This window comes from Kitasatospora sp. NPDC029312, from assembly GCF_055569215.1.
Genome location: NZ_JBVHXY010000056.1, coordinates 1 through 25,703 on the forward strand (window position 1 = coordinate 1; position 25,703 = coordinate 25,703).

General features: G+C 73.5%; 20 protein-coding genes. 7 read left to right on the plus strand and 13 right to left on the minus strand.

Translation table 11 applies throughout. From position 1 onward, the window contains the following. Positions 1–193: 193 nt before the first annotated feature. Positions 194–733 (minus strand): DUF6197 family protein, encoded by a 540-nt coding sequence (locus ACZ4WV_RS31745; protein WP_465752102.1) that lies wholly within the window; start codon positions 731–733, stop codon positions 194–196. Between the two features lie 191 nt (positions 734–924). Here ACZ4WV_RS31745 and ACZ4WV_RS31750 point away from each other — a divergent pair, with 191 nt between their 5' ends. Next, positions 925–1,710 (plus strand): DUF6348 family protein, encoded by a 786-nt coding sequence (locus ACZ4WV_RS31750; protein WP_465752103.1) that lies wholly within the window; start codon positions 925–927, stop codon positions 1,708–1,710. Positions 1,711–1,876: 166 nt separating this feature from the next. Here the strand turns inward: ACZ4WV_RS31750 and ACZ4WV_RS31755 are convergent, their stop codons facing one another. From ACZ4WV_RS31755 to ACZ4WV_RS31770, 4 genes are all read right to left on the minus strand, one after another. Then, entirely contained in the window at positions 1,877–2,074 is a 198-nt protein-coding gene (locus tag ACZ4WV_RS31755) for a hypothetical protein (protein ID WP_350749969.1), read from the minus strand. A gap of 463 nt (positions 2,075–2,537) precedes the next feature. Beyond that, the gene (locus ACZ4WV_RS31760) at positions 2,538–3,677 is read right to left on the minus strand and encodes a PP2C family protein-serine/threonine phosphatase (protein WP_465752132.1); all 1,140 of its coding nucleotides are present in this window, start codon (positions 3,675–3,677) and stop codon (positions 2,538–2,540) included. Between the two features lie 485 nt (positions 3,678–4,162). Next, on the minus strand, positions 4,163–4,648 hold the full coding sequence (locus ACZ4WV_RS31765; RefSeq protein ID WP_465752104.1) for a ribose-5-phosphate isomerase: 486 nt from the start codon (positions 4,646–4,648) through the stop codon (positions 4,163–4,165). A gap of 48 nt (positions 4,649–4,696) precedes the next feature. Further along, complete coding sequence (locus ACZ4WV_RS31770) at positions 4,697–5,296, minus strand: biotin transporter BioY (RefSeq protein ID WP_465752105.1); 600 nt, start codon at positions 5,294–5,296, stop codon at positions 4,697–4,699. Positions 5,297–5,561: 265 nt separating this feature from the next. Here ACZ4WV_RS31770 and ACZ4WV_RS31775 point away from each other — a divergent pair, with 265 nt between their 5' ends. After that, complete coding sequence (locus ACZ4WV_RS31775; RefSeq protein WP_465752106.1) at positions 5,562–6,989, plus strand: amino acid permease; 1,428 nt, start codon at positions 5,562–5,564, stop codon at positions 6,987–6,989. An 83-nt stretch (positions 6,990–7,072) separates the two neighbouring features. On the opposite strand, the gene ACZ4WV_RS31780 is transcribed toward ACZ4WV_RS31775, so the two are convergent. After that, positions 7,073–7,723, minus strand: a complete 651-nt coding sequence (locus ACZ4WV_RS31780; protein WP_465752107.1) for a mycothiol-dependent nitroreductase Rv2466c family protein — start codon at positions 7,721–7,723, stop codon at positions 7,073–7,075. 202 nt (positions 7,724–7,925) lie between these two features. On the opposite strand from ACZ4WV_RS31780, the gene pepN reads away from it, so the two are divergent. After that, positions 7,926–10,538 (plus strand): aminopeptidase N, encoded by a 2,613-nt coding sequence (gene pepN, locus ACZ4WV_RS31785; protein ID WP_465752108.1) that lies wholly within the window; start codon positions 7,926–7,928, stop codon positions 10,536–10,538. A gap of 227 nt (positions 10,539–10,765) precedes the next feature. Here the strand turns inward: pepN and acnA are convergent, their stop codons facing one another. Further along, entirely contained in the window at positions 10,766–13,426 is a 2,661-nt protein-coding gene (acnA, locus tag ACZ4WV_RS31790) for an aconitate hydratase AcnA (RefSeq protein ID WP_465752109.1), read from the minus strand. A gap of 329 nt (positions 13,427–13,755) precedes the next feature. On the opposite strand from acnA, the gene ACZ4WV_RS31795 reads away from it, so the two are divergent. Together ACZ4WV_RS31795 and ACZ4WV_RS31800 are read left to right on the plus strand one after the other, a co-directional pair. Then, positions 13,756–14,163: a type II toxin-antitoxin system VapC family toxin gene (locus tag ACZ4WV_RS31795; RefSeq protein ID WP_465752110.1), complete on the plus strand. Its 408-nt coding sequence runs from the start codon at positions 13,756–13,758 to the stop codon at positions 14,161–14,163. Between the two features lie 125 nt (positions 14,164–14,288). Next, complete coding sequence (locus ACZ4WV_RS31800; RefSeq protein ID WP_465752111.1) at positions 14,289–14,822, plus strand: superoxide dismutase family protein; 534 nt, start codon at positions 14,289–14,291, stop codon at positions 14,820–14,822. Between the two features lie 71 nt (positions 14,823–14,893). Here ACZ4WV_RS31800 and argF read toward each other — a convergent pair whose 3' ends face one another. The 3 genes from argF to ACZ4WV_RS31815 all read right to left on the minus strand — a co-directional run bounded on the left by argF (position 14,894) and on the right by ACZ4WV_RS31815 (position 20,466). Continuing rightward, positions 14,894–15,895, minus strand: coding sequence for an ornithine carbamoyltransferase (gene argF, locus ACZ4WV_RS31805; protein WP_465752112.1), 1,002 nt, complete (start codon positions 15,893–15,895; stop codon positions 14,894–14,896). A gap of 144 nt (positions 15,896–16,039) precedes the next feature. After that, entirely contained in the window at positions 16,040–18,748 is a 2,709-nt protein-coding gene (locus tag ACZ4WV_RS31810; RefSeq protein ID WP_465752113.1) for a polynucleotide kinase-phosphatase, read from the minus strand. After that, complete coding sequence (locus tag ACZ4WV_RS31815; protein ID WP_465752114.1) at positions 18,745–20,466, minus strand: 3' terminal RNA ribose 2'-O-methyltransferase Hen1; 1,722 nt, start codon at positions 20,464–20,466, stop codon at positions 18,745–18,747. Before ACZ4WV_RS31815 ends, ACZ4WV_RS31810 begins: the two co-directional genes overlap by 4 nt. 210 nt (positions 20,467–20,676) lie before the next feature. Between ACZ4WV_RS31815 and dapD the strand changes: the two genes are divergently transcribed. Beyond that, complete coding sequence (gene dapD, locus ACZ4WV_RS31820) at positions 20,677–21,681, plus strand: 2,3,4,5-tetrahydropyridine-2,6-dicarboxylate N-succinyltransferase (RefSeq protein ID WP_465752115.1); 1,005 nt, start codon at positions 20,677–20,679, stop codon at positions 21,679–21,681. 119 nt (positions 21,682–21,800) lie between these two features. Here dapD and ACZ4WV_RS31825 read toward each other — a convergent pair whose 3' ends face one another. Beyond that, positions 21,801–22,109: a DUF6087 family protein gene (locus ACZ4WV_RS31825; protein WP_465752116.1), complete on the minus strand. Its 309-nt coding sequence runs from the start codon at positions 22,107–22,109 to the stop codon at positions 21,801–21,803. Positions 22,110–22,272: 163 nt separating this feature from the next. Further along, entirely contained in the window at positions 22,273–24,474 is a 2,202-nt protein-coding gene (gene helR, locus ACZ4WV_RS31830) for an RNA polymerase recycling motor ATPase HelR (RefSeq protein WP_465752117.1), read from the minus strand. A gap of 401 nt (positions 24,475–24,875) precedes the next feature. On the opposite strand from helR, the gene ACZ4WV_RS31835 reads away from it, so the two are divergent. Further along, complete coding sequence (locus ACZ4WV_RS31835) at positions 24,876–25,127, plus strand: hypothetical protein (protein WP_465752118.1); 252 nt, start codon at positions 24,876–24,878, stop codon at positions 25,125–25,127. On the opposite strand, the gene ACZ4WV_RS31840 is transcribed toward ACZ4WV_RS31835, so the two are convergent. Continuing rightward, positions 25,064–25,702 (minus strand): DUF6099 family protein, encoded by a 639-nt coding sequence (locus tag ACZ4WV_RS31840; RefSeq protein ID WP_465752119.1) that lies wholly within the window; start codon positions 25,700–25,702, stop codon positions 25,064–25,066. The genes ACZ4WV_RS31835 and ACZ4WV_RS31840 overlap by 64 nt on opposite strands. Position 25,703: the final 1 nt, after the last annotated feature.

Sequence of the window (25,703 nt, forward strand, 5' to 3'; positions counted from 1 at the left end):
TCTGGTGGCCGACATCCACGATCACGACGCGCCCGATGCGATCGTGGAAAAGGCGCTCGCGGACCCCCCCCCCCCCCCCGCCCCCCTCCCCCCCCCCCCCCTCCCCCCCCCCCCCCCCCCCCCCCCCCCCCCCGGGGCCGTCGGCGTTTCCGGAGCCGCCCGCCGGTCCGGCGGCTGCGTTCGGCCGGGGGTTTCAGAGCCCGAGCCGGGCGGCCCGGGCGGCGGCCCGGTCGAGCAGCTGGTGGACGTCCCCCACCCGGGTGGTGGGGCGGTCGTTGTACTCGTCCGGGGAGCGCGCCGGGCGCCCGGTGGCGTGCAGCACCTCCATCAGCTGGACCCGGGCGGTCCGCACGGTGGCCGGGGTGCCGTAGCCGTACGCCAGGACGGCGGCCTGGGCGCCGAGCAGGCAGACCCGGCCGGACGGGTCCCACATGGCGCCCTGCAGCCAGCCGTGGGCGCCGATGTAGCGGGAGGCGAGCCGCAGGTGGTCGGCGGCGCTGACCGGGACGGGCCGGGCGGGGCGGCGCAGCACCCGGTCGAGCAGGGTGGCCCGGGGGGCCAGGAAGCCGGCGTTCCAGGGGTGCAGCGTCGCGCCGTACCGGCAGACGTAGGGCGCCGGGGTGCGGACGGGCGCGGGCAGCGAGGCGAGGTACGCCTCGATCTCGGCGACCAGCCCGGTGCCGTCCGGGTGGACCAGGAGCGGTGGGAAGGTCGTCGGGGCGGTGCGGGGCATGCGGGTTCTCCAGGTTGGTGGCCGTCAGATTCCGCTCACCAAAGTGGGGCATTCCAGACATTTCCGCGACCGGAGTGCGCCCGACCGCGAGCGGTTTCCGGGTTGGCGGCCGGGCCGATAGCCTCGGCGGCGTTCGAGCGCAGTTCGAGCGCGACCGGAGCCGGCGCGTTCCCCGAGATGGAGGAGTCCCGGTGCATCCGCAGGAGCGACTGGCCGTCATACAGCGCTGCGTGATCCGGGAGATGGCGCGCCTGGGTCAGGTGTTCCATCCGGAAGGCGACGTGGTGCGCGGCCCGGGGACCACCGCGGTGGCGGTGCGCGACCACCCGGGGGACGACGGCGCCGGGCACGTGGACCTCGGCTTCGTGCTGCAACTGGGCCGGGCGGACGCACCGGTGGTGTGGGACTGCGCGGCGGGCCTCGGCAAGACCGAGGAGGAGAAGCTCGCGAACGCGGTGAAGATGTGGGCGACCACCACCGCCTCGGTGCTGGTGGAGCTGGCCGAGGGGCGCGGGGTGCACGCCGACCACGCCGACCTGCCCGAACTCCCGGGCTGGCACGCGGTGCAGGGGCCGGCGGCGGTCTTCGGGTTCGGCAACGAGCACCTGGCCGCCTGGCTCGCCGAGCACCGGGTGCTGCCGGCGCTGGCACCCGCGCTGCGGGCGGAGGTGGCCGGGCCGGGCCCGGTGGGGGTGAAGCTCTTCCTGGGCGGGAAGGCGGGCGACGACATCGCCGAGGTCCGGGTGGGCGGCGAGGTGTCGGAGGCGGCCTCCGCGGCGCTGCGCGCGCTGGACTGGCCCCGGGGCGAACGGCTCTGCTGGGCACGGCTGTTCGTGCTGCTGACGGCGGAACGGGCGGCGCCGGTCACGGCCGCGCCGGCGGGTGCCGCGACGCCCGCACCGTGGCACGCCCGGGCGGCGGCGCGCCCCCGGGGACTGTTCGCCCGCTGGCGGGAGGCCCGACGGGCCGGCCGGTGACCGCTACTCGCCCACCGGCCCACGCGCCCGCGCGAGTTCGAGCGTGCGGGCGTTCGGGATCCGGTGCCGACGGTCGATGCTCCGACGCCCCCGCCACCCGGAGCACCTCGCACCCGCCCCTCGACACCGGCGCGCCCTTCGGCTCGGGCGCGCGGGCCCGGGCCCGTCAGCCGCCGGTGATGCTGGAGATGCTGTGCGCCAGGTTGGACAGGATGGAGTTGATCGACGTCGCCATGGTGGTTTCGTGCAGCATGAAGCCGAAGAGGGCGGCGACGATCGCGTGCGGGATCTTCATCTGCTTGTTCCGGATGAAGATGATGCACAGGATCGCGAACAGGACCAGCGCGGAGACGGAGAGTGCCACCCGGACTCACTTCCTCGTTTCATAGCGTGGCGCCGCCGCCCGGCGGCACCTGCGAAGCCGGACCCCGGCCTGTCCGACGGTCCCGAGGCGGAATCGCGGACCGCCCGGCGCAGTGCCGGCCGGGGAGCCCACGCTCGTGCGCTGTCTGGCGTGCCGCACGTGCCACCCCCCGTTCCCCCGAATCCTGAACAGTCCCGCCCGGACTCAGTGTGGTCGACCGTGCCGGTTGCGTAAAGGTCTGACAGTCGGCCCAACGCCGACATCCTGCGATGCGAGACGAGTTTCCGCCGACCGGGACGATAGCGGAGCAGTTCTGACGGACGGTCGGCGGGGCGGGCTGAGCGGCCGGGACGCGTCTGCGGGCGGGGAGCGGAAGCCGCTGATCCGGTCAGCCGGCGGGGCGTCCGAGATGGCCGAAGATCAGCTGCCAGGCTTGACAGCGAGGCTGCCGGTGGCATGTGCCTCAGTCGCGCCAGAGCAGCAGCACGGCGCGGTCGTCGTTGATGTCCCGGGCCACCGTCTCGATCAGCGCGGCCGCGGCGCCCGCACGGGCGCCCGGGGCGCCGCCGGGGACCAGCCGGTCCGCCTCCCCCATCAGGCGGTCCATGCCCTCGGTGAGGTCCCGGCCCGGCGCCTCCACCATGCCGTCGGTGCACAGCATCAGCACGTCGCCGCGGTTCAACCGGCCGCGCACGCCCTCGAACTTGGCGCCGTCGTAGATCCCGAGCAGCGGGCCCTCGGCCTCCTTGACCTCCCAGCGTCCGGCGCCGGCCAGCCGCTGCATGCCCGGCAGGTGCCCGGCCGAGAGCAGCTCGTACTCGCCGGTGTCCAGGTCCAGCACCAGGTGGACGGCGGTGGCGAAGCCCTCCTCCCAGGACTGGCGCAACAGGTAGCCGTTGGCGGCGGGCAGGAAGTCGTGCGCGGGCAGCGAGCCGACCAGGCCGCCGAACGCGCCGGAGAGCAGCAGCGCCCGGGAGCCGGCGTCCATGCCCTTGCCGGAGACGTCCGCGAGGACCACCTCCAGCAGCCGCTGGCCGGGCCCGGTGCGGGCGGCCACCACGAAGTCCCCGGAGAACGACTGCCCGCCGGCCGGACGCAGCGCCATGTCGGCGTGCCAGCCGTCCGGCAGGTGGGGCACCCGGCTCTGCACCCGCAGCCGCTCGCGCAGGTCGAACAGCATGGTGGAGCCGCCCCACCACGGCACACCGACCCGGGCCCGGAACTGGGCCAGCAGCAGGCCGCCGACCCCGGCGGCGCCGACCACCAGGGCGGCGCCCGGGGTCACGCCGTAGAGGTAGGCCTGCGGGTTGTCGCTGGCGACCCGCTGGCCGGTGTGGATCACGGACTCGGCGGACAGGCCGAGGGCGGCCAGCGCGTAGAGCACCACCAGGCTGCCGGGGCGCAGCAGCAGCGCGCCGGCCAGGATCGGCAGCACGAGGGCGGTGGGCGGGGCCCAGTCGGGGATCCAGATGTTGAGCAGGATCAGCAGCGGGACGAGCAGCGCGAGCGCGCTGAGCACCGGCCAGTCGGCGGCGCCGCCGCGGAAGTAGTCGACACCGGCCGTGCGCAGCCTTCGGCGGACCCGGCGGAGCCTCTTGCGCAGCCGGGCCGTCACGGGCTCGGACGCCTGGGCGGCGCCGGGCCTCGTCGCAGTCGTCTGGGGCGGTGCGCCCGGCGGTCTGCCAGCCATGGGGTCCGACCCTATCCACGGGTACGGCCCGGCGTCGACGGGCCGGGGGCGGGCGGCGGCGTCGGCGCGCGGGGAGCTCAGCGGGTTTCGGCCGATCGGCGCGGTGCCGGGCGTGTCGTCAGGAGGCGTGCGCCGGTTGGGTCCACGGGGGCTCGGCGGCGGCGTGCGCGCCCCGCGTGCGGGGGCGGGGGTGTGCCTGCGCCTTGTGGCCGATCCCACAGGTCCCGGGCGGGTGGGACGTCCTCGCCGGCTCCCGGCTCCCGGCTCCCGGCTTCGGGCTGTGGGCTGTGGGCTCCGGGCTCCGGGCCCCCGCCGGGCGCCGGGCGCCGGGCGCAGACGGCGGCGGCCGGCCGCACGGGAGGGTGCGGCCGGCCGTCGTGGGCGGGTGGGGGGCGGGATCAGCCCTGCGGGTGGTGGGCCGGGATCGGCGGGAGCTCGCCGGTGGTCTCGTACTCGCTCAGCATCTCGATCCGGCGGGTGTGCCGCGGCTCGCCGCTGTAGGGGGTGTTGAGGAAGACCTCGACGAACCCGGTGGCCTCCTCCGGCGTGTGCATCCGGCCGCCGATGGAGATCACGTTGGCGTTGTTGTGCTGACGGCCGAGCTCGGCGGTCTGCGTGCTCCAGGCCAGCGCCGCCCGGACGCCCTTGACCTTGTTGGCGGCGATCGCCTCGCCGTTGCCCGAACCGCCGATCACGATGCCCAGGGCGTCCTCGTCGGCGGCGGTGCGCTCGGCGGCGCGCAGGCAGAAGGGCGGGTAGTCGTCCTCGGCGTCGTAGATGTGCGGCCCGCAGTCGACCGGCTCGTGGCCGGCCCCCTTCAGCCACTCCACCAGGTGGTTCTTCAGTTCGTATCCGGCATGGTCGGAGCCCAGGTACACGCGCATGCCATGAGTGTGGCATGCGCGCGCGCCCGGGCCCGACAACGGGGGGCGTCAGCGCTTGCCGAGCACCTTCCAGGCCAGCGGCAGGGCGCCGGCCGCGAAGGCGGCCTTGAGGGCATCGCCGACCAGGTACGGGTAGAGGCCGAGCTCGGCGGCGCGGGCCAGCGACACGTGCAGGGTGACCGCCAGGTACGGGACGCCGACGGCGTAGATGGCCAGGCTGCCGAGAACCATCGTGACGGCGGTGTTCACCGGGGTGCGGTCGGCGCCGCGGCGGGCCAGCGCGCCGGTCACGGCGGCGGCGAGGACGAAACCGATCACGTAGCCGAAGGAGGGCATGGCCCAGCCGGAGGTGCCCTCGGCGAACCAGGGCAGGCCCGCCATGCCGGCCAGCAGGTAGAGGACGAGCGAGGCGACGCCACGGCGGGCCCCGAGCGCGGTGCCGACCAGCAGGGCGGCGAAGGTCTGGCCGGTGACCGGCACCGGCGAGCCGGGGACGTTCACCGACAGCTGCGCGGCCGCGCCGGTGAGCGCGGCGCCGCCGACCACCAGGGCGAGGTCGCGGACCTGCGCTCCGACACGGGTGGAAGCGGCGGGCAGCAGGTCGGCGAGGACGGCGCGGCGCGCTATCGGGCTGGTGGCAGTGGCCATCGGGATCCTCCGTAAGGGTCCAGGTGAGTGAACATCTGTGAACCTACGCGGTGATCGACTCCGGCGCCGCCACGGTTTCGGACAAAGCCGGGCCCTCGGGCGTTGTCGGAAACGACTCCGGAGCACGCTCCGCGACCGCGGTGTCACGCTCCGGTGGACTCCGGTCCGCATGGTGGGCCGGAAGCGGCCATTGTTGGCATGAGCCGGGAGGCCACCGGATATTGGACAGCTCATGTCGCATTCCGCACAGTCTGGATCCACCCCTATGGCCCCCACCTCCGCGCCGACGGCGCCCGGGACCACCGACGCCGACGGCCGACCGGCCGACGGCACGGCACCCGGCAGCCAGCAGCTCAGCCACGGGCTCAAGCAGCGCCACCTGTCGATGATCGCCCTCGGAGGCGTCATCGGCGCCGGCCTCTTCGTCGGCTCCGGCGCGGGCATCGCGGCCGCCGGTCCGGCGATCATCCTCGCCTTCACCCTGTCCGGACTGCTGGTCATGCTGATCATGCGGATGCTCGGGGAGATGTCCGCGGCCCGTCCGGCCTCCGGCTCCTTCTCGGTGCACGCCGAGAAGGAGGTCGGCCCCTGGGCCGGGATCACGGCCGGCTGGATGTACTGGGTGATGCTCTGCTGCGGCGTCGCCGCCGAGGCCACCGCCGCCGGAAAGATCGTCAACGGCTGGATACCCGGCGTCTCCGCCTGGGTCTGGGTCGGCCTCTTCATGGTCTTCTTCTGCGCCAGCAACCTGACCGCGGTGAAGAACTTCGGCGAGTTCGAGTTCTGGTTCGCCACCATCAAGGTCGCCGCGATCGTCGCCTTCCTGGTCCTCGGCGTGCTCGGCGTCACCGGGGTGATCGGCCCCGGCGCCCCCGGCACCGGCAACCTCACCGGCCACGGCGGCTTCCTGCCCACCGGCGTCAGCGGACTGATCGTCGGCCTGCTCTCCTCGGTCTTCGCGTACGGCGGCCTGGAGACGGTGACCATCGCCGCGGCCGAGTCCGACGACCCCAAGAAGAACGTCGCCAACGCGGTGCGCACGGCGGTGTGGCGGATCGCGATCTTCTACATCGGCTCGATGGCCCTGGTCGTCACCCTGGTCTCCTGGAAGGACCCGGCGGTCGTCGCCGACGGCCCGTACGTCACGGTGCTGCGCCACCTCGGGGTGCCCGGCGCCGGGGCGATCATGGAGGTGGTGGTGCTGGTCGCGCTGCTGTCCGCCATGAACGCCAACATCTACGGCGCCTCCCGGATGGCCTACTCGCTGGTCGGCCGCGGCCAGGGCCCCAAGGCGCTGGCCAAGGTCAGCGGCGGGGTGCCGCGCCGGGCCGTGCTGGTCTCCTGCCTGTTCGGCTTCGGTGCCGTGCTGGCCGCCAAGTTCTGGCCCGCCACCGTGTTCACCTGGCTGATGAACACCACCGGCGTGGCCATCCTGGTGGTCTGGCTGTTCATCTGCATCGTCCAGCTGCGGATGCGCCGCCGGCTGGAGCGCGAGGCGCCCGAACTGCTCACCGTGAAGATGTGGGGCTACCCGTACCTGACCTGGGTGGCGATGGCCGCCGTGGCGGGCATCCTCGCGCTGATGACCACCACCGAGGGCAACCGCCAGCAGCTGTACGCGGCCGGGGTGCTGGTCGCCCTGCTGATCGGGGCCGGCCTGCTCAAGCAGCGCCGGGACGCCGCGGCGGGCTGACCCCCCGCCCCCGGCCGCCGCGCCGAGACACCCGGAAGGGCCCGGTACCGAGCGCGGTACCGGGCCCTTCCGCGTGCCGGCGCCTACTCGAAGGACGGGCCCGCCGTACGGGTGCGCTTGATCTCGTAGAAGCCCGGGGTCGACGCCACCAGCAGGGTGCCGTCCCAGAGCCGGGCCGCGGCCTCGCCCTTCGGGGCCGGGGTGACCACCGGGCCGAAGAAGGCGACCCGCTCGCCGTCCGCGCCCTCGACCGCGATCACCGGAGTGCCGACGTCCTCGCCGACCAGGCTGATGCCCTCCTTGTGCGAGGCGCGCAGGGCCTCGTCGTACGCGTCGGTGTCGGCCGCGTCCGCCAGCTCGGCGGGCAGACCGGCGGCGACCAGGGCGGCCCGCACCGTCTCCCGGTTCTGCGGCAGGCCCTGGTTGTGGAAGCGCAGGCCCAGCTCGGTGTACAGCCGGCCGAGCACCTCCTCGCCGTGCTGCTCGGCGGCCGCGATGCAGACCCGCACCGCGCCCCAGGCGTTGTCCAGCAGCTCGCGGTACTCCTGCGGCAGGTCGCGGTGCTCGTTGAGCACCGACAGGCTCATCACGTGCCAGTTCACGTCGACCGGGCGCAGTTGCTGGACCTCGATCAGCCAGCGGGACGTCATCCACGCCCACGGGCAGGCGGGGTCGAACCAGAAGTCGGCGGTCTTGCGCTCAGCGGCAGTCGTCACGGGAGTGTCGTCCTTCATGAGGTGATCCGAGGCGGCGGGGGTAACCCCCTCCCGACCCCAACACCCGTCCGGCGCCGGTGATTCCGGCCCCGGCCCGGCGGCCTGTGCAATGGTACCGGCCGGGGCGGGCGTGAAAGGATGCCCCTGCGTGCGCGACGCACACCGCGCACGGGACACCCACAGACGCACCACCGTGCGAGCCGGACAAAGGAGTACCGCCGTGCCGGGCAAGAACCTGAGCCGCGACGAAGCACAGCAGCGAGCCGGCATCCTGGCCGTGGACGGCTACCGGGTCCACCTCGACGTGACCTCGGCCCCCGACCCGGCCGCCGCCACCTTCCGCTCCACCACCACCGTCGCCTTCCGCTGCTCCCAGCCCGGCGCCGCCACCTTCCTCGACCTGCTCGCCCCGACCGTCCGCTCCGTCACCCTCAACGGCCGCGCCCTGGACCCGGCCACCGCCTACGACGGCGCCCGGGTGCACGTCGACGGCCTGGCCGCCGAGAACGTCCTCACCGTCGAGGCCGACTGCGCCTACAGCCGCACCGGCGAGGGCCTGCACCGCTTCGTCGACCCGGCGGACGGTGAGACCTACCTCTACACCCACTACGAGCCGGCCGACGCCCGGCGGGTGTTCGCGAACTTCGAACAGCCCGACCTGAAGGCCCCGTTCAGCTTCACGGTGACCGCCCCGGCCGACTGGGACGTGCGCTCCAACGCCCCGTACGAGAGCGTCAGCGCGGCCGGGCCCCTGCCGTCCGAGGACGAGCGGGAAGGGCGGGCGACCGGCGAAGGCGCCGCCCGCACTTGGGAGTTCGCGCCGACCAAGCCGATCTCCACCTACCTCACCGCCGTGGTGGCCGGCCCGTACCACGTCGCCCGCGACCACTACAGCCGCGAACTCGCCGACGGAACCACCCTGGAGATCCCGCTCTCCGCGCTGTGCCGCAAGTCGCTCGCCCCGCACTTCGACGCGGACGAGATCCTCGGCGTCACCAAGCTCGGACTCGACTTCTTCCACGAGGCCTTCGACTACCCGTACCCCTTCGGCAAGTACGACCAGGCCTTCGTCCCCGAGTACAACATCGGCGCGATGGAGAACCCGGGCTGCGTGACCTTCAAGGAGGAGTTCGTCTTCCGCTCGAAGGTCACCGACGCCGCCTACGAGTCCCGCGCCAACGTCGTCCTGCACGAGATGGCGCACATGTGGTTCGGCGACCTGGTCACCCCGCGCTGGTGGGACGACCTGTGGCTGAAGGAGTCCTTCGCCGACTTCATGGGGTCCTACGGCCTGATCGGCGCCCGCACCCGGTACTCCTCCGCCTGGGTCACCTTCGCCAACCAGCGCAAGGCCTGGGCCTACCGGCAGGACCAGTTCCCCACCACCCACCCGATCACCGCCGACATCCGCGACCTCGAGGACGCCAAGCTCAACTTCGACGGCATCACCTACGCCAAGGGCGCCGCCGTCCTCAAGCAGCTGGTCGCCTACGTCGGCTCCGAGGCCTTCTTCGAGGGCGCCCGCCGCTACTTCAAGCGGCACGCCTTCGGCAACACCGAACTCGCCGACCTGCTCGGCGTGCTGGAGGAGACCAGCGGGCGCGACCTGAAGAACTGGGCCGCCGACTGGCTGCAGACCGCCGGCGTCAACGCGCTCACCCCGCAGGTCACCACCGACGCCGAGGGCCGGATCACCGAACTGGCCGTGCTCCAGGACGGCGACGTCCTGCGCCCGCACCGGATCGCGGTCGGCCTCTACGACCGGGACACCGACGGCGCCCTGGTGCGCACCGGACGGATCGAACTGGACGTCACCGGCGCCCGCACCGTCGTCGCCGAGGCCGTCGGCCGCCCCCGCCCGGCCCTGGTCCTGCTCAACGACGAGGACCTGACCTACTGCAAGGTCCGCTTCGACGCCCACTCGCTGGAGACGCTGCGCACCGGCCTCGGCGACATCCACGACGAGCTGGCCCGCGCGCTCGCCTGGTCCGCTGTCTGGAACCTCACCCGGGACGGCCTGATGCCGGCCCGCGACTACGTCGCCCTGGTGCTGCGCTTCGCCGGACAGGAGGACAACATCGGCGTGCTGCAGTCGCTGCACGCCCAGGCCAAGACCGCCGTCGACCTCTACGCCGCCCCCGAGTGGCGCGCCGAGGGCGCCCGGCAGCTCGCCGACGGCGCGCTGCGCGAGCTGCGCGAGGCCGTCCCCGGCAGCGACCACCAGCTGGCCTGGGCCCGCTTCCTGGCCCAGACCGCGGGCGGCGCCGAGCACCTCGGGCTGGTCCGAGGGCTGCTCACCGGCAGCGCCCGGATCGACGGGCTGGAGGTCGACCAGGAGCTGCGCTGGTCGCTGTGGCTGGCACTGGCCGCCGCCGGACAGGCCACCGACGAGGAGCTGGCCGGGGAACTGGCCGCCGACAACACCGCGGGCGGCAAGCGCCAGCACGCCCTGTGCCTGGCCGCCCGGCCCACCCCGGAGGCCAAGGCCGCCGCCTGGTCGGCCGTGATCGACTCCGACGATTTGCCCAGCGCCCTGGTCGAGGCCAACAGCGCGGGCTTCGGCATCCCGGCCCAGCGCGACCTGACCGCCCTCTACGCGGCGCCGTACTTCAAGCTGCTGGAGAAGGTCTGGGCCGAGCGGACCATCGAGATCGCGATCCGGATCGTCGGCGGCTTCTTCCCGATCGCCCAGACCGACGAGCAGACCCTGGCCGAGGCCGACGCCTGGCTCTCCGGCCACCCGCATGCCGCGCCCGCGTTGCGGCGCCTGGTGCTGGAGCGCCGGGACGACCTGGCCCGCGCACTGCGGGCGCAGGCCTGCGACCGGGTTTGACGGGCTGGCCGGCTGACCGGGCTGACCGGCTGACCGACCGGCTCTGAGCGGTGCTCGCCCGGAGGGGCCCGTCGTGCGCGCGCACGGCGGGCCCCTCCGGCGTGCGGGGGCCTCCGCGTGGGCGGGCCGTTTCAGCGGGCGCATCGGCGCGGGACGTACGGCACGCGAAAGGGGCCGGACCGCGCGGTGCGGTCCGGCCCCTTTCAGCCGCTGGTGCGGGGCTGGGTTCAGCCGATCAGCGAGCGCAGCACGTACTGCAGGATGCCGCCGTTGCGGTAGTAGTCCGCCTCACCGGGGGTGTCGATGCGCACGACCGCGTCGAACTCCTTGCTGGCCCCGTCCGCGCCGACCGCCTTGACCTTGACGGTCTTGGGGGTGCGGCCCTCGTTGAGCTCGGTCACGCCGGTGAAGGAGAAGGTCTCCTCGCCGGTCAGGCCGAGGGAGTCGGCGTTCTCGCCCTCCGGGAACTGCAGCGGCAGGACGCCCATGCCGATCAGGTTCGAGCGGTGGATGCGCTCGTAGGACTCGGCGATGACGGCCTTGACGCCGAGCAGCGCGGTGCCCTTGGCGGCCCAGTCGCGGGACGAGCCGGAGCCGTACTCCTTGCCGGCCAGGACGACCAGCGGGATGCCGGCGGCCTGGTAGTTCTGCGAGGCGTCGTAGATGAACGACACCGGCGCGTCGGCCTGGGTGAAGTCGCGGGTGTAGCCGCCCTCGGTGCCCGGCGCGATCTGGTTGCGCAGACGGATGTTGGCGAAGGTGCCGCGGATCATGACCTCGTGGTTGCCACGGCGCGAGCCGTAGGAGTTGAAGTCGCGCTTCTCGACGCCGTTGGCGGTCAGGTACTGCGCCGCCGGGGTGCCCGGCTTGATGTTGCCGGCCGGGGAGATGTGGTCGGTGGTGACCGAGTCGCCCAGCTTGGCCAGGACGCGGGCGCCGGCGATGTCGGTCACCGGGCTCGGGGTCTTGGCCATGCCCTCGAAGTACGGGGGCTTGCGGACGTAGGTGGACTCGGCGTCCCACTCGAAGGTGTTGCCGGTCGGGACCGGGAGCGACTGCCAGCGGTGGTCGCCGGCGAAGACGTCCTGGTAGCCCTTGTCGAACATGTCCTGGTCGATGGAGCCCGCGACGACGGCGGCGACTTCCTGCTCCGACGGCCAGATGTCGGCGAGGAAGACGTCGTTGCCGTCGGCGTCCTTGCCCAGGGCGTCCCTGGTGATGTCGACGTTCATGTTGCCGGCGAGGGCGTAGGCGACCACCAGCGGCGGGGAGGCCAGGTAGTTCATCTTGACGTCCGGGTTGATCCGGCCCTCGAAGTTGCGGTTGCCGGAGAGCACCGAGACGACCGCGAGGTCGGACTCGTTGACGGCGGCCGAGACCTCCTCGGGCAGCGGGCCCGAGTTGCCGATGCAGGTGACGCAGCCGTAGCCGACCAGGTTGAAGCCCAGCTTCTCCATGTACGGGAGCAGGCCGGCCTTCTCGTAGTAGTCCATGACGACCTTGGAGCCGGGCGCCAGGGTGGTCTTGACCCAGGGCTTGACCTGCAGGCCCTTCTCCACGGCCTTCTTCGCCAGCAGGGCGGCGCCCAGCATGACGGAGGGGTTGGAGGTGTTGGTGCAGGAGGTGATCGAGGCGATCACGACCGCGCCGTTGTCGATTTCGTAGGTCGAGCCGTCGGGGGCGGTGACGGTGGTCGGCTTCGAGGCCTCGGCGGAGTAGGCCGGCAGCGCCTCGGCGAACTTCTGGGCGGCCTCGGCCAGGATCACGCGGTCCTGCGGGCGCTTCGGGCCGGAGATCGACGGGACGACGGTGGAGACGTCCAGCTCCAGGTACTCCGAGTAGACGGGCTCGACCGACGGGTCGTGCCAGAGGCCCTGCTCCTTGGCGTACGCCTCGACCAGGGCGAGCTGCTGCTCGTCGCGGCCGGTGAGCTTCAGGTAGTCGATGGTCTCGGCGTCGATCGGGAAGATCGCGCAGGTCGAGCCGAACTCCGGCGACATGTTGCCGATGGTGGCGCGGTTGGCCAGCGGGATGGCGCCGATGCCGTCGCCGTAGAACTCGACGAACTTGCCGACCACACCGTGCTTGCGCAGCATCTCGGTGATGGTGAGCACCAGGTCGGTGGCGGTGGTGCCGGCCGGCAGCTGGCCGGTCAGCTTGAAGCCGACCACGCGCGGGATCAGCATGGAGACCGGCTGGCCGAGCATGGCCGCCTCGGCCTCGATGCCGCCGACGCCCCAGCCCAGCACGCCCAGGCCGTTGACCATGGTGGTGTGCGAGTCGGTGCCGACGCAGGTGTCGGGGTAGGCCTGACCGCCCCGGACCATGACGGTGCGGGCCAGGTGCTCGATGTTCACCTGGTGGACGATGCCGGTGCCCGGCGGGACGACCTTGAACTCGTCGAAGGCGGTCTGGCCCCAGCGCAGGAACTGGTAGCGCTCCTTGTTGCGGCCGTACTCGATCTCGACGTTCTGGGTGAAGGCGTCCTTGGTGCCGAACTTGTCGGCGATGACGGAGTGGTCGATGACCAGCTCGGCCGGGGCCAGCGGGTTGATCTTGGCCGGGTCGCCGCCCAGCTCCTTGACGGCCTCGCGCATGGTGGCGAGGTCGACCACGCACGGCACGCCGGTGAAGTCCTGCATGATCACGCGGGCGGGCGTGAACTGGATCTCCTGGCTCGGCTGGGCGTCGGCGTCCCAGTTGCCGAGGGCGCGGATGTGGTCGGCGGTGATGTTCGCGCCGTCCTCCGTGCGGAGGAGGTTCTCCAGCAGCACCTTGAGGCTGTAGGGCAGCCGCTCGGAACCCTCGACGGCGGAGAGCTTGAAGATCTCGTACGACTCGTCGCCCACCTGCAGCGAGCTGCGGGCGTCGAAGCTGTTCGCGGACACGACTGACTCCTTCTGGGTGCTTCGTGCGATATCCGGCCGTCACACGGTGATAAGGTCACCCTTACTTAGGCTGACCTTGCCCGCATCGGCGGCGAGCGCCTCTCGGCAAGTATCTTGATGTCGAGATATATCCTAAGGGGCAGTTATCTCGATGTCGAGATAAACCATAGTGCATACCGCCGCAGACACCACCGCAGGCATGCCCCGCTGCGCGACGGCCCTGGTCAGCGGCCCTACCACCACCAGCTCACCACCGGAGCCCCCGGTCGGCCACGGGGCGGCGGCCGAGTACGGTGGCCGCTGTGGCGACAGGCAGAGGGGGCCGACCGATGATCGTGGTGGACGCGTCCGCGCTGGTGCTGGCACTCGCCGACCAGGGCTCGCGCGGAGTCCGGGCCCGGGCCGAACTCGCCTCCGGCGGCGAGTGGCTGGCGCCCGAGCACATCGTCATCGAGGTGATGCAGTCGCTGCGCGGCCTCTACCTGGCCAAGCAGCTGACCGCCGAGCGGGTCGCCGAACTCACCGGCGAACTGGCCGCAGCGGCCATCCGCAAGGTCGAGGTGGCACCGCTGCTCGGCCGGATCTGGGAGCTCAAGGACAACCTCACCCCGGACGACGCCGCGTACGTCGCCGTCGCCGAGCGGTACGGCGTGCCGCTGGTCACCGCCGATCTGCGGCTGATGCGGGCCAGTGGGCCGCGCTGCGAGATCCGGGGCATCCGCCGGGAGGCGGACTGACCGGGGGGCATCCCCCGGGAGGCAGGCTGAGGGAGCATCCGCCGGGAGGCGGACCGAGGGTGTCCCCGGCGGGGCGGCCGCGTTAGCAGGGTGACCGTCGCCCTGCCCGTGGAAGGCCCGTCCCGATGCCCGCTCCGTTCGCCGCCGCCCTGCTGCCGCTGGCCCTGCTCGCCCCCGCCGCCTCGCCGGTCTCCGTCCTGGACGCCCACTTCGACCCGGCGACCGCCTTCGTCCCGCCGGCCGCGATCAGCTACGCGGCCGACCTGGTGCCGTACGGCTCACACGTCCGGGTCGTCACCGACCGCTCGACGGCCGGGCGGACGGTGCTCACCCTGACGGTGGCCGGGCTCGCCCCCGATCACGAGTTCCCGGTGCACCTGCACACCGGCGCCTGCGGAGCCGAGCCGGCCGCCTCCGGGCCGCACTACCAAAACGTGGTCGACCCGGTGCAGCCGTCCACCGACCCGGCCTACGCCAACGACCGCAACGAGCTGCGGCTGGTGCTGCGCACCGACGGGCGGGGCGGGGGCACGGCCAAGGCGGCGGTGGACTGGCAGCCCCGCCCGGGCGAGGCCCGCTCGCTGGTGCTGCACGCCGGCACCCCGGCCGGGCCGCACGCGGCGGGCGACCGGGTGGCCTGCGTCAGGCTGGGGAAGTAGCCGCCCGATAGTGGGCCGGGAGGTGGCGGGGGCGGTAGCTCCCGGGAGACCGCCCGAGGGATCCGGACGGGTCAGGAGCCCAGGGTGGCGACCAGGACGGCCTTGATGGTGTGCAGGCGGTTCTCGGCCTGGTCGAACACGATGGAGTGCATCGACTCGAACAGCTCGTCGGTGCACTCCAGCTCGGTCATCCCGGTCGCCTCGTACATCTGCCGTCCCACCACGGTGCCCAGGTCGTGGAACGCGGGCAGGCAGTGGAGGAACTTCACGTCCGGGTTGCCGGTGGCCCGGACGGTGTCCATCGACACCTGGTACGGCTTGAGCAGCTCGATCCGCTCCGCCCAGACCTCCTTGGGCTCACCCATCGAGACCCAGACGTCGGTATAGAGGAAGTCGGCGCCCAGCACGCCCTCGGCCACGTCCTCGGTCAAGGCGATCCGGGCGCCGGTCTCCTCGGCCAGCTGCTGCGCGGCCTTCTGCACGTCCTCGGCCGGCCAGAGGGCGCGCGGGGCGACGATCCGGATGTCCATGCCGAGCAGGGCGCCGGTGACCAGCAGCGAGTTGCCCATGTTGGAACGGGCGTCGCCCAGGTAGGCGAGGGCGACCTCGGTGAGCGGCTTGGCGGTGTGCTCGGTGACGGTGAGCACGTCGGCCAGCATCTGGGTGGGGTGCCACTCGTCGGTCAGGCCGTTCCAGACCGGGACGCCGGCGTGCTGGGCCAGCTCCTCGACGACCTCCTGGCCATGGCCGCGGTACTCGATGCCGTCGAACATCCGGCCCAGCACCCGGGCGGTGTCCTTCACCGACTCCTTGTGGCCCATCTGCGAACCGGCCGGATCCAGGTAGGTGGTGGTGGCGCCCTGGTCGTGGGCGGCGACCTCGAAGGCGCAGCGGGTGCGGGTGGAGGTCTTCTCGAAGATCAGCGCGATGTTCTTGCCCCGCAGTCGGGGCTGCTCGGTGCCCGCGTACTTCGCCGCCTTGAGCCCGGCGGCGAGGTCCACCAGGAAGCGGAACTCCTGGGGCGTGAAGTCGAGCTCCTTGAGGAAGTGCCTGTTCCGGAGGTTGAAGGCCATGCCGGGCTCCTGGGGTGACGGGACTACGGGAAAGGCGGCAAGTGTATACGACGGTTGGTATTTCTATACGGCATGGGGGTGGAGGGGGAAGAAGGGGGAGCCCGGGTGGGACTCCCCCTTCACGGCGATCACCGCAGGCCTCCGCTACAGGCGCGGATCGACCGGCTCGGACTCCAGCGCGAGCACGGCGAACACCGGCTCGTGCACCCGCCACAGCGGCTCACCGGCCGCCAGCCGGTCCAGCGCCTCCAGACCCAGCGCGTACTCCCGCAGCGCCAACGAGCGCTTGTGTCCCAGCGAGCGCCCGCGCAGGCGGTCCAGGTGCCCGGTGTAGTCGGGGCCGTAGACGATCCGCAGGTACTCCCGGCCGCGCACCTTCACGCCCGGCTGCACCAGGCCGCCCGGACGGCCCTCGCCGCGCGCGGTCCGCGTCACCGGAGCCAGTGGCTTGACCACCATGCCCTCGCCGCCCGCGTCCGTGAGCCGCTCCCACCAGACGGTGGCGGCGGCCATCGAGGCCTCGTCCTCGGTGTCGACCAGGACGCGGCCCGTGCGGTGCAGCATCGACGCCTCACCGTCGATGCTCGGCCCGGCGGTGCTCGACTCGGGGGTGCTGGGCTCGGGGGTGCTGGGCTCGGGCGTGCTCGGCTCGGGGGTGGTGGGCTCGGCTGCGTTCCGCTCGGCGCTGCTGCGCTCGTCGGCGTCCACCAGGCGGTCGATCCGGGCCAGGTGCTCGTCATGCGGGAGCACGGCGAGGTTCGCGCCCTCCGCGGCCAGCAGCTGGAACGGCGCCAGCCGGATGCCCGACAGCCCCTCGGTCGGCCAGCAGTAGCGCCGGTACGCCTCGGTGAACGCCGACGCGTCGGCGGCCCGCCGGCGCTGGCGCCCGGTCAGCTCCGCGAGGTCCAGGCCACGCCCGGCGGCCCGTTCCAGCGCGGACAGCACCTCGGGCAGCGCGGCGCCGGCCGCCGCACCGACCGCCGCGTACTGGCGGCGCAGCAACTCCACCGCCTTGAGCGACCAGGGCATCAGCTCGGCGTCCAGCAGCAGCCAGCCGGTGTCCAACTCCTCGAACAGCCCGGCGCGTTCGGCGGCCTCGCGGACCCGCCCCAGCACGGCCTCGGTCAGCTCCCCGTCGTCGAGGAAGGCCCGGCCCGTCCGGGTCCAGATCGCACCCGGCCCGGCCAGCCCGAATCGCCGCTCCAGCGCGGCGTCGTCCCGGGCGACCAGCAGCACCGCGCGCGAGCCCATGTGCTTCTCCTCGCAGACCAGATGCCGGACGCCGTCCGCGCGGTAGGCGAGGAAGGCCTCCTCCGGGTGCTCCAGGTAGCCGTCCCGGCGGGACGTCGGGCTCGGCGCCATGGTCGGCGGCAGGTAGGCGAGCAGCCGCGGGTCCAGCGCGAAGCGGCTCATCACCTCCAGTGCCGCCGCGGCGTTCTCCTCCCGGACGGCGACCCGCCCGTGCAGACCGGTCTCCACGACCCGGCGCCCGGCCACGTCGGCGAGGTCCAGCGGACGGCCCTCGCGGGCGCCCGGCGCGTCGGTGATCAGCGGACGCACCGGCGCGTACCACTCCCGCTCGGCCGGCACGCTCACCAGCTCGCGCTCGGGGTAGCGCAGCGCGGTCAGGCTGCCGCCGAAGACGCAGCCGGTGTCCAGGCAGATGGTGTTGTTGAGGAAGCTCGCTCTCGGCACCGGCGTGTGGCCGTAGACCACCAGCGCCCGGCCCCGGTACTCCTCGGCCCACGGGTAGCGCACCGGCAGGCCGTACTCGTCGGTCTCGCCGGTGGTCTCCCCGTACAGGGCGTGCGAGCGGACCCGGCCGGAGTTGCGGCCGTGGTACTTCTCCGGCAGACCGGCGTGGCAGACCACGAGGGCGCCGCCGTCCAGCAGGTAGTGGCTGACCAGGCCACGCATGAACGCGCGCACCTCGGCCCGGAACTCCTCGCTCTCACCGGCCAGCTGGTCCAGCGACTCCCGCAGGCCGTGCGAGACGGTGACCTTCTTGCCGTCCAGGGCTCGGCCGAGCTTGTTCTCGTGGTTGCCGGGCACGCAGATCGCGTGGCCCGCCGCGACCATGCCCATCACCAGGCGCAGCACGCCCGGGGTGTCCGGGCCGCGGTCGACCAGGTCGCCGACGAAGACGGCGGTGCGTCCCGCGGGGTGGGCGGCGTCCACCGGGCGACCGGCGGCGTCCCGGGTCAGGGTGTAGCCGAGGCGGGCGAGCAGGGTCTCCAGCTCGGAGCGGCAGCCGTGGATGTCACCGACGACGTCGAACGGGCCGGTCAGGTGGCGCAGGTCGTTGTAGCGCTTCTCCCACTCGATCTCGGCGGCCGCCACTTCGGCCTCGCCGCGCAGGACGTGCACCTTGCGGAAGCCCTCGCGCTCCAGGCCGCGCAGCGAGCGGCGCAGCTCGCGGTGCTGGCGCGGCACGACGTGGGCGGGCAGCTGACGGTCAGGGCGGGAGCGGTTGCGCTCGGCGCACACGCCGGGCGGGACGTCCAGGACGATCGCGATCGGCAGCACATCGTGCTCGCGGGCGATACCGACCAGCTGCTTGCGGGCCTCCGGCTGGACGTTGGTGGCGTCCACCACGGTGAGGCGGCCGGCCGCCAGGCGCTTGCCGACGATGTGGTGCAGGAGGTCGAAGGCCTCGGCGGAGGCGGACTGGTCGTTCTCGTCGTCGGCGACCAGGCCGCGGCAGAAGTCGGAGGAGACCACCTGGGTGGGCAGGAAGTGGCGGCGGGCGAAGGTGGACTTGCCCGCGCCGCTGGTGCCGATCAGGACGACGAGGGAGACGTCGGTGACGGGGAGGCGGCGGGGGGCGGTGCTCAGGGTTCCGTCGCCGGTCATCGGGCTTCGCCTCCTTCGGGCGTCGTGGGGGTCGCGGTGGGGGCCGGGGCGGTGGTCGCACGGGTGGTCGAGGTCGGGGTGGTCGGGGTCGGGGTCGGGGTGGTGGAGGCGGTCGTGGCCGGGGTGGTGTGGTCGGTGTCGGACGCGGTGCGGAAGAGGGCGAGTTGGGTCGGGGCGCCGACCTCCTCGTCCTCGGGGCCGACCGGGCGCAGCTCGACCGTGTAGCCGTACGCGGCCGCGACCCGCCCGGCCCAGGCGCGGAACTCCGCCCGGGACCACTCGAAGCGGTGGTCGGCGTGCCGGACACGGCCGGCCGGGAGGCTCTCCCAGCGGACGTTGTACTCCACGTTCGGGGTGGTCACGACGACCGCCTTCGGACGGGCCGCGCCGAACACCGCGTACTCCAGGGCGGGCAGCCGCGGCAGGTCCAGGTGCTCGATCACCTCGCACAGCACCGCCGCGTCGTAGCCCTTCAACCGGGCATCGGTGTAGGTCAGCGCCCCCTGCGTCAGCGTCACCCGGGCCGCCTGCCGCTCGGGCAGACGCTCCAGGCGCAGCCTGCGGCTCGCCGCCCGCAGCGCCCGCGCGGAGACGTCCACGCCGAGGATGGCGGTGAACCGGGCGTCCTTCAGCAGCTCGCCGATCAGCTCGCCCTGGCCGCAGCCGAGGTCGGCGACCCGGGCCGCCCCGGTCTCGCGGAGCACGGCGAGGATGGCGGCGCGGCGCTGCTCCGCGAGGGAGGGCCGCTTGGCCTCCGGCTGCTGCCGGCTGTCGTCGGTGGCCCGGTCGTCCACGGTGCTTCCGGTGTGCTCAGTGGTTCCGGTGTCCGGGATGGTTCCGGTGTCCGGGATGGTCGCGGTGGTTTCGGCGTCCTCGTACGGGTGGTCGTCGACCGCGTTGTCGACCTCCTCGACCTCACGGTCGTCCGCCTCGGCCAGCCGGGCCAGTTCCAGGCGCTCCATCGCGGCCCGGGTCAGCGACCAGCGCCGGGCCAGGTAACGGCGGGTGATCAGGGCGCGCTCCGGGTGCTCGGCCAGCCAGCCCTCACCGGCGGCGAGCAGCTTGTCCACCTCGTCCGGGGCGACCCAGTAGTGCTTGGCACCGTCCAGCACCGGCAGCAGCACGTACAACTGCTGGAGCGCGTCGGCGAGCAGTACCGACTCCGAGGCCAGCGCGACCCGCACGTACCGGGACTCGCCCCACTCCGGGAACGCCTCGTCCAGCGGGACGGCCGTCGCCTCGACCCGCCAGCCCAGCGGTTCGAACAGCCGGGCCACCAGCGCCGGGCCGCCACCCTCGCCCGCGCCGTTCGCGGGCACGGCGGGCAGCTCGATCCGCAGCGGGCGGGCCCGCCCCGGCAGCTCGGGGCGGGCCGGGCAGTCACCCCTCATCGCGGACCGGAACACCGTCCGCAGCGCCACCGCGAGCAGCGAGGACGCGGCGTACGGGCGGTCGTTGACGTACTGGGCGAGCGCGAAGTCGGGCGAGCCGCCGCGCCCCCTGCCGTCGCCCCTGCCCTTGCGGACCAGCGCGATCGGGTCGATGTCCAGCAGCAGCGCCGCCGTGCAGACCGCGTCCTCCGCCTCCGGGTAGAAGACGTGGGCCTCGCCGTGCGACGTCGTGAACCGCTGGAGCTTGCCGGGGTGCTTGTGCAGCAGGAACCCGAGATCCGTCGCCGGGTCCGCGGCGCTGCCGGTGGTGGAGATCGACATGAACACCCGCCGAAGTATCGCCCAGCGCGCCGGCTCCGAGCACCGGGTTTTCCCTCCGCCCGGGGCGCCGACCTGCGGCTCCGCCCGGGCCCCGCCCGCGACTCGGTACGGCCCCCGCCGGCGACTCGGTCCGGGCCCTGCCCGCGGCTCGGTCCGGCCCGTCCGGACGGTGGGCGTGTTCGGCGGCGGGGCCCCGCATTGGTTAACGTGCACGGTGTGACTGCTGAATCCACCCCGCTCGAATCCACCTTCCCGGCAAACGGCGCCGTGGCCGCCGGTCTGGCCACCATCGCCGCCGACGGCACCGTCCTCGACACCTGGTTCCCCGCGCCCGCGCTGGCCGCCGAGGCCGGCCCGGCCGGCACCGTCCGGCTGACCGCCGAGCAGGCCGAGGCCGAGCTCGGCGCGGGCGCCGCCGAGGCCCTGCGCGCCGACGCCCGCCGGGGCGTCGAGGTCGTCGCCGTGCGCACCACCATCGCCTCGCTGGACGAGAAGCCGCTCGACACCCACGACCTGTACCTGCGCCTGCACCTGCTCAGCCACCGCCTGGTCAAGCCGCACGGCCAGAACCTGGACGGCATCTTCGGTCTGCTCGCCAACGTCGCGTGGACCAGCATCGGCCCCGTCCCGGTCGACAAGGTCGAGCAGGCCCGCCTCGCCGTCCGCGCCCAGGGCGGTCAGCTGGCCGTCTACGGGATCGACAAGTTCCCGCGGATGACGGACTACGTCGCCCCGACCGGCGTGCGCATCGCCCACGCCGACCGCGTCCGGCTCGGCGCCCACCTGGCGCCCGGCACCACCGTGATGCACGAGGGCTTCGTCAACTTCAACGCCGGCACCCTCGGCACCTCGATGGTCGAGGGCCGGATCAGCGCGGGCGTCGTCGTCGGCGACCACAGCGACATCGGCGGCGGCGCCTCGATCATGGGCACCCTGTCCGGCGGCGGCAAGCAGGTCGTCTCGGTCGGCGAGCGCTGCTTGCTCGGCGCCAACGCGGGCATCGGCATCTCGCTCGGCAGCGACTGCGTCGTCGAGGCCGGCCTGTACGTCACCGCCGGCACCCGGGTCACCACCCCGGACGGCGCGGTGGCCAAGGCCGTCGAGCTGTCCGGCCAGGACAACCTGCTGTTCCGCCGCAACTCGCAGACCGGCGCGGTCGAGGTGATCGCCCGCTCCGGCTCCTGGGGCGGCCTGAACGCCGACCTGCACGCCCACAACTGACCACTGGGCAGCAGAAGTTCGGGGCCCGGCGCCGGGTGCGCCGGGCCCCTTCGCGCGCCACGGGGGTGCGGGGCGGTGCCGCGTCCGCCCCGGCCGCCGTCCGGCGCCCACCGTGCTCTTCAGGTGCGGCGGTGGCGACCCGGCGCCCGGCGCTGGCGACTCTGCCGGGGCTCCGAGTAGGGGGGCCGACGCACGCCGTCACCCTCGATCCCGTGCAGGATCCGCTGGGCGGCGGCGTAGTCCTCGGCCACCGTCTCCGCCAGCCACTGGTAGCCGTCCCAGCGCACGATCAGTCGCGGCTCGCCCGGCTCCAGATGGGCGCCCCGCTGCTGGTCGCCCCCGAGCCGGACGGCCCTCAACTGCCCGACCGGGCGCAGCCGCTGCTCCCGCCGCGCGGCCCACGACGCCAGCGGTTCGTCCTCGTCCATCGGCCCAGTCTGGCCTGCTGAACCCGTTGATCGGCACCCCCGTCACCCGACCGGGGGACCCACCGGCCCCGGCAGCCGACCGGGGGACCCACCGGCCCCGGCAGCCCCGCCGCTACGCGATCACGACCGCGTTCGCCGTCAGCGGGTCCCCAGGGGTGGCCCCTCAACTCCTGCGGCTCCGCCGGTCTTCGGTCCCGCGGCTGCTCAGGACGACGAGTTGCTGGGTCGCCCTGGTCATCGCCACGTAACGGTCGACCGCTCCCGCGACGCCCTCGCCGAACGCCTCCGGATCGACCAGAACCACCAGGTCGAACTCGAGCCCCTTGGCCAGCTCGGGGGTGAGCGAGCGGACCCGCGGCCGCTCCCGGAAGCCCGCATCGCCGATGACGCAGGCGACCCCTTCCGGGTGCTCGGCGAGCCAGGCGTCCAGCACCGCTTCCAGTTCCGCCACCGATCCGTGCCGCACCGGGATGCCGCTGCTGCGCACCGAGGTCGGCACGTTGGCGTCCGGCAGGGCCGCCCGGATGGCGGGCTCGGCCTCCGCCATGACCTCCTCCGGGGTGCGGTAGTTGATGCCCAGGGACGCCAGGGTCGTGCGGTCCAGGCCCACCCGCTCGAGCCGCTCCTGCCAGGACTCGGTGAAGCCGCGCCTGGCCTGGGCGCGGTCCCCGACGATGGTGAAGCTCCGGGACGGGCAGCGCAGCAGCAGCATCTGCCACTCGGCGTCGGTGAGTTCCTGGGCCTCGTCCACCACGATGTGGGCGAACGGGCTGGCCAGCGGCTCCGCGTCGGCACCGGGCAGCGCCGCCTCGTCGACCAGGGTGTCCTGGAGGTCCCGGCCCCGCAGCATGGTCACCGCGCCCTCGCCGTCGTCGTCGGCCTGGAGCAGGTCGCCGATCACGTCGGCCATCCTGGCCCGCTCGGCGGCCACCGAGGCCCGGTGGCGGTTGCGGCGCAGCGTGGCCTCGCGGTCCCCGAGCCGCTGGCGGGCCGCGTCCAGGAGCGGCAGGTCGGAGACCGTCCAGGCCTGCGGGGCGTGCTTGCGCTGGAGCTTGCGGACCTCTTCGGGGGTGAGGTGCGGCGCGCACATCCGCAGGTAGGCGGGCACCGACCAGAGGTCGCCGACCAGGTCGGTCGCGTCGAGCAGCGGCCAGGCGCGGTTGAGGGTCTCCACCAGCTCCCGGTCCTGCCGCAGCGAGCGCCGGAACAGCTCGGGCGGGACCTCCTCCTCGTCCTGATCCCGGTCCTGGTCCAGCTTGTCCATCAGGATCGTGGCCAGCTCGTCCCAGATCTGCTCGCGCGCCTCGTTGTGCGGGGTGCCCGGGTCCGGGGCGTCGAAGGCGTCCGCCCAGTCCTGGGCGCTCAGCCAGAGGTCGGACCAGCGGGTGGTGACCGCCAACCCCTCGCTCGGCGGCTCCTCGTAGAACCGGACGGCCTTCTCGATCGCCTTCACCATCTCCACGGAGGACTTCAGCCGGGCCACCTCCGGATCGGCCTCCGGCGCCGCGGCCGCGCCCTCGGGGACGAGGTCGCGCACGGTGCAGGTCCGCACCCCTTCCTCGCCGAGACTGGGCAGCACGTCGGCGACGTACGCCAGGTACGGCTGGTGCGGGCCGACGAACAGCACTCCGCCGCGCCGGTGACCGAGGCGGGGGTCGGAGTACAGCAGGTAGGCGGAGCGGTGCAGCGCGACGACGGTCTTGCCGGTACCGGGGCCGCCGTCGACCACCAGGGCGCCGCGCGAGCCGGCCCGGATGACGGCGTCCTGGTCGGCCTGGATGGTGCCGAGCACGTCCCGCATCCGAGCCGAGCGGTTGCCGCCCAGGCTGGCGATGAAGGCGGACTGGTCGTCCAGCGCGGCATGCCCCTCCAGGCCCTCGGCGGTGAACACCTCGTCCCAGTAGTCGGTGATCCGGCCTCGGGTCCAGCGGTACCTGCGGCGGCTCACCAGGCCCATCGGGTCGACGTGGGTGGCCGCGAAGAACGGCTCGGCGGCGGGCGAGCGCCAGTCGACCAGCAGCCGGCGGCCGTCACCGTCGGTGAGCCCGAGCCGGCCGATGTACACCGGCTGCTCATCGTCCCCGGCGACGATGCGCCCGAGGCACAGGTCCAGGCCGTAGCGGCGCAGGGCGCGCAGTCGGCCACTCAGCCGGTGGACCTCGATGTCCCGGTCCATCGCCGCCTGCCCGGCACCCCCCGGTGCGCGGCGCACCGCGTCGAGTTGGCCGGACAGCTCGGCGATCGTCTGCTCAAGGCTCTCGGCGATGGCCGCGAAGTGCCGCTCGTCGCCGGCGATCAACGTGGGGACGGCCTTGCCGGAAAGGCGCTCGGGGAGGTCGAAAGCGCTGGTGATCAGGGGGTTCATGGCATCAGCTCCGATCTGAGGCCAGCGATTCTGCGGCACCCCGGGGGCCTTGCCGCAAGGCCCCCGGTGCGCTATAGGTTGGGAGTGGCAAGGGGGGCCCTCCCCCCTCCCCCCCTCCCCCGCCTCCTCCGCCCGCCCGCGCACTCGCCTCCTCTCCGCACGCGCCCTTGGCCCTCGCGCGATCCGGCCCTTGCAGAGGCACGCACCGCACCCCTGGTCCTCCCGGCGGCGCGCACCCCGGGCCCTAGCCGAGGCTGCGGCGCGGCGGCAACCCGGGCTCACCCGAGAGGCTTACTGGGCACCGGAGTCGGACCTCATCGGGTGGTAGGCGGTGACCGGCCGCCGGAACGGTTCGTTGGTCGCTGCGGCACATCGCACCACCGATCCGAAGAGGTCCCGTCATGTCCGAACCCTCCGCCACGCCGCAGCTCCCGAGTAGCCCGACGAGCTCGGCCGTCGGCGACTCGGCCGGGCCCGCGACTCCCAAGAGCCTGCTGGAGCAGATGCAGGCACTGCTCGCCTCGGTGACCGCGGACCTCGCGGAGCTGCAGTTCGGCAGCGGCACCCGGAACACCGCGCCGACCGCCGACTACCCCGCCGACACGGACACCTCCGAGGCACCGGCCACGCCGGCCACACCGGGCACCCGGTAGTCCGGCGCCCGCTCCCGCGCGGTCGGCCCGTCGCCACCCGGCGGGCCGAGCCGGACCACCAGTAACGGCGAAGCGCCGACGGCCCGTTCAGGCTCCGCCCCGCCGAGCGCCGTGGGCTCCGCTGCCCCGCCACGGTCCACCGCTTCGCGCAGTCGCGCGGCCACGTCCTTGCACTCCGACACCGCATCCACGCCGTCGATGCACGTCCAGTACAGGCTTTCGGTCTCGGCCCCGCAGGCCAGCACCACCAGCGTCTCCCCGACGTCCCGCAGCAGTTCGTCGAGCGCGCTCAACGCCTCGGCGGGTTCGCCAAGTTCGGTGAGCCGACCGGCCCGTCCGCCGCTCACCAGAGAGCCCTTGGCGACGGACCGGTCCAGACAGACCGCCGCGTGCGCTCCCGCCTCCGAGAGCTGCTGGCCGAGCCCGGTCAGCTCCTCGTCCTCCGACTCCGCCAGGCTGGCACCCACCGCCTCGGTGAGCAGCGCGGCCTGCCTCGCCTCGGCCAGTACGTCGGGTACGTGCCTGGCCTCGGCCAGGGCGTGCCGGGCCGTCCTGATCAGTCGCAGCGCCTCCATG

Excerpts from the sequence above, each read along its gene's own strand:
- helR (WP_465752117.1), bottom strand. The coding sequence starts at position 24,474 with ATGAACCCCCTGATCACCAGCGCTTTCGACCTCCCCGAGCGCCTTTCC.
- ACZ4WV_RS31775 (WP_465752106.1), top strand. The coding sequence starts at position 5,562 with ATGGCCCCCACCTCCGCGCCGACGGCGCCCGGGACCACCGACGCCGAC.
- ACZ4WV_RS31825 (WP_465752116.1), bottom strand. The coding sequence starts at position 22,109 with ATGGACGAGGACGAACCGCTGGCGTCGTGGGCCGCGCGGCGGGAGCAG.
- ACZ4WV_RS31840 (WP_465752119.1), bottom strand. The coding sequence starts at position 25,702 with ATGGAGGCGCTGCGACTGATCAGGACGGCCCGGCACGCCCTGGCCGAG.
- ACZ4WV_RS31780 (WP_465752107.1), bottom strand. The coding sequence starts at position 7,723 with ATGAAGGACGACACTCCCGTGACGACTGCCGCTGAGCGCAAGACCGCC.
- ACZ4WV_RS31800 (WP_465752111.1), top strand. The coding sequence starts at position 14,289 with ATGCCCGCTCCGTTCGCCGCCGCCCTGCTGCCGCTGGCCCTGCTCGCC.
- ACZ4WV_RS31810 (WP_465752113.1), bottom strand. The coding sequence starts at position 18,748 with ATGACCGGCGACGGAACCCTGAGCACCGCCCCCCGCCGCCTCCCCGTC.
- ACZ4WV_RS31835 (WP_465752118.1), top strand. The coding sequence starts at position 24,876 with ATGTCCGAACCCTCCGCCACGCCGCAGCTCCCGAGTAGCCCGACGAGC.
- ACZ4WV_RS31795 (WP_465752110.1), top strand. The coding sequence starts at position 13,756 with ATGATCGTGGTGGACGCGTCCGCGCTGGTGCTGGCACTCGCCGACCAG.
- ACZ4WV_RS31765 (WP_465752104.1), bottom strand. The coding sequence starts at position 4,648 with ATGCGCGTGTACCTGGGCTCCGACCATGCCGGATACGAACTGAAGAAC.
- argF (WP_465752112.1), bottom strand. The coding sequence starts at position 15,895 with ATGGCCTTCAACCTCCGGAACAGGCACTTCCTCAAGGAGCTCGACTTC.
- ACZ4WV_RS31770 (WP_465752105.1), bottom strand. The coding sequence starts at position 5,296 with ATGGCCACTGCCACCAGCCCGATAGCGCGCCGCGCCGTCCTCGCCGAC.
- ACZ4WV_RS31745 (WP_465752102.1), bottom strand. The coding sequence starts at position 733 with ATGCCCCGCACCGCCCCGACGACCTTCCCACCGCTCCTGGTCCACCCG.